This window comes from Acidithiobacillus sp. TH-A35 (genome assembly GCF_057473505.1).
The window spans coordinates 1-2,875 of record NZ_JBYCKR010000177.1; the positions used below are offsets into that span (position 1 = coordinate 1).

Consider the following 2,875-nt stretch of genomic DNA (forward strand, 5'->3'; position numbering starts at 1 on the left):
CAAGGCATAGCGCAGCAACGTCCGCGCATCCGGTCCACTCAGGTCCAAAGGCCGCATGTGCGAGACATCAAAAAGCCCCGCCGCCTGCCGCACCGCCTCATGCTCCGCCAATTGCGAGCCGTAGTTCAGGGGCATCTCCCAACCCGCGAAATCCACCATGCGCGCGCCATGAGCGACATGCCAATCATAGAGCGCCGTGCGCCGTGCTGAGATCGTGCTCATAAAGCGGCCACCACCGCCGTCACGCCCGGCATCTCTGCAATAAGCGCTGCCCACTTTGTCTTATTCATGCCATCACCTCTTTATGTTGGCGATCAATCCCGGAAGTTGTTGAATTGTATTGGTAGACCAAAATCGTGCCCCCGCAGCGCGGCAATAGCAGCCTGCAGCTCGTCCCGGCTCTTGCCGGACACCCGCAACTGGTCCCCCTGAATACTGCCCTGCGCCTTGAACTTACCGTCCTTTAGGAACTTGACCATGCGCTTGGATACTTCTGTCTCCAAACCGACTTTCAGGGCAAGCACCTGCCGCTCCATGCCGCCCGCCGCAGACGCCACTTTGCCCACATCCAGGGCCTTCAAATCCACTCCGCGCTTCACTAGGCGCGCCGAGAGCAAATCAATCATCTGCCCCAGCTTATATTCATCCTCAGCGACCAGGATGATCTCCTTCTCCTTACGCTCCATCGACGCTTTGCTGCCCTTAAAGTCATAACGGGTAGTGATTTCCTTCACCGTTGTATGCAGGGCATTATCCACTTCCTGCATATCCACTTCAGACACCACATCAAAACTTGGCATAAAATCTCACTTCAAGAATGTGTATGGGAATGGGAAACATGGGCATGCCCCTCGCGGCTTCCGGTCCGACAGCCGGGGCAATCTGTCACCCAGCGCACCCCCTCCGGGGTAATTTCTTTCTTCCAGAAAGGCGCACTGGTTTTCAGGGCATCAATCAAAAAACGGCAGGCATCAAAGGCCGCCGCCCGGTGCCGCGACCAGACCGCCACCATCACAATATTGTCCTGGGGCGCCAGATGACCATAACGATGAATGACTAGACTATCGAGAATATCGTAATGCCGGGCCGCCTCGGCACCGATGCGTTCCAGTTCGCGCTCCGTCATCCCCGGATAATGCTCGATCTCCATGGCGAGGATATCCGCCGCCTCACTATAATCGCGCACCGTCCCGATAAAAGTGACCGAGCCACCGGCCCCGGCAATGGCATCCACTGGAAAAGCCGCCATCTCCGCCATGGGATTGAAATCTTCTTGCTGAACCTTAACGATCACGCCTAACCTCCAGTTACCGGAGGAAAAAATGCCACCTCATCACCATCATGTACCACGTCAGAGAAAGGCACATGCTGCAAATTCACCGCTGCCAGCAGATGGGCACCTTGCAGCGCCACGCCGACAGCCCCTTCCGCCAGTACCAACACCTCCGCCACCGTTACGCCGCCATCCGGCACCGGCAAGGACATTTCCTCCACCCCAGTGCGCTCGCGCACACTGGCAAAAAATTTCACATGGATCACGAAAAGCGGCACCTCAGCAAGAGGCGAAATGATAACGCCCCCAACCCCCAAGCTTCAACCATGCACGAAATCTTTACAGCTATCGCCTTTCCGCCTATCTTTGCGCCATGGAAACCTTCTTCAGTCATTACCTGCTCTTCCTCGCCGACACCGCGACCATTGTAGTTGCCCTGCTTATGGTTGCCGGCGGCCTCACCGCTATCGCCCTGAATAAACGCAAAAGACCTGCGACCGGGCAGGTGCAGGTCAGCGACCTGCGCAAGCAACTAGAACAGTCCAGCGAAAACGTCCAACAATATCGTCTGGAAAAAAAAGCCCTGAAGGTCCACCAAAAGGCCCTCAAAAAAGACCGCAAAGCCAAGGACAGCAACGTCGAAAGCTGTACCTACCTGCTCGATTTCAAGGGCGACCTCCGCGCCTCTGCCGTCAGCGCCCTGCGTGAAGAAATCTCCGCTATTATCCAGGCCGCCAAACCCGGCGATACCGTCCTGCTGCGCCTGGAAAGTGGCGGCGGCATGGTCAACACCTACGGCCTCGCGTCGGCCCAGCTATTGCGCCTGCGCGCCGCCAAAATCCATGTCACGGTACTGATCGACGCCGTCGCCGCCAGCGGCGGCTACATGATGGCCGTCACTGCCGACCGTATCGTCGCCAGCCCCTTCGCCCTCATCGGCTCCATTGGCGTGGTCGCGCAGATCCCCAACTTCCACCGCTGGCTGCAAGACCGCAACATCGACTGGGAACAATTCACCGCCGGCAAATTCAAGCGCACGGTCACCCTCTTCGGCGAAAACACCGACACTGGCCGCGCCAAGCTGCGCGAAGAACTGGAAGAAACCCACGCCCAGTTTCGCAACTTCGTACAACAATACCGTCCGCAGTTGGATTTGGAACAAGTCGCCACCGGCGAAGCCTGGCTGGGCAGCAAGGCCTTACAACTCGGATTGGTAGATCAGCTCGCCACCAGCGACGAAATCATCCTGGAAGCGGCACAAAAGGGCAAAGTCCTCGCCCTCCATTATCAGCGCCAAAAGACACTTCCCCAACGCCTCGGCTTCGCTGCCCAGCAAAGCTGGGACAAACTCTGGCAGATACCGATCTCTTAAAACACCTCGCCATAGGCCCGTCGATCCGCTCCCAGCTCGATCCGCTCCCAGCACAACACCCATTGCAAATTAACGAGATTAGTTCTACATGCGTGTGGGTAACAGTAAACGGGATCAGGTGAACACATGGCGACAGCCTTGGGTAAAGACAAGAAATCCGCCATCCGCGAGGCGAAGACCTACGACTTTACCTGGGAGGCGACATCGCCCGGCGGGAGCGAAAAGAAAAA

The 2,875-nt window shown here is 57.4% G+C and carries 4 protein-coding genes and 1 pseudogene; 1 reads left to right on the top strand and 4 read right to left on the bottom strand.

Annotation, left to right across the window (positions count from 1 at the left end):
- The 4 genes and pseudogenes from AC2VNK_RS06155 to moaD form a co-directional block, all read right to left on the bottom strand.
- Window positions 1–222: pseudogene (locus tag AC2VNK_RS06155) on the bottom strand (glycine cleavage system aminomethyltransferase GcvT); the annotation flags it as partial.
- 92 nt (window positions 223–314) lie between these two features.
- Window positions 315–800 (bottom strand): YajQ family cyclic di-GMP-binding protein, encoded by a 486-nt coding sequence (locus AC2VNK_RS06160; RefSeq protein WP_486883187.1) that lies wholly within the window; start codon window positions 798–800, stop codon window positions 315–317.
- A gap of 11 nt (window positions 801–811) precedes the next feature.
- Window positions 812–1,294 (bottom strand): molybdenum cofactor biosynthesis protein MoaE, encoded by a 483-nt coding sequence (locus tag AC2VNK_RS06165; RefSeq protein ID WP_486883188.1) that lies wholly within the window; start codon window positions 1,292–1,294, stop codon window positions 812–814.
- 2 nt (window positions 1,295–1,296) lie between these two features.
- On the bottom strand, window positions 1,297–1,539 hold the full coding sequence (gene moaD / locus AC2VNK_RS06170) for a molybdopterin converting factor subunit 1 (RefSeq protein ID WP_486883189.1): 243 nt from the start codon (window positions 1,537–1,539) through the stop codon (window positions 1,297–1,299).
- Between the two features lie 107 nt (window positions 1,540–1,646).
- Between moaD and sohB the strand changes: the two genes are divergently transcribed.
- Complete coding sequence (gene sohB / locus AC2VNK_RS06175) at window positions 1,647–2,645, top strand: protease SohB (RefSeq protein WP_291522577.1); 999 nt, start codon at window positions 1,647–1,649, stop codon at window positions 2,643–2,645.
- Window positions 2,646–2,875 lie beyond the last annotated feature (230 nt).

Bases quoted from the DNA above. Each gene is read 5' to 3' on its own strand.
- sohB (WP_291522577.1), top strand. From the start codon at position 1,647: ATGGAAACCTTCTTCAGTCATTACCTGCTCTTCCTCGCCGACACCGCG.
- AC2VNK_RS06160 (WP_486883187.1), bottom strand. From the start codon at position 800: ATGCCAAGTTTTGATGTGGTGTCTGAAGTGGATATGCAGGAAGTGGAT.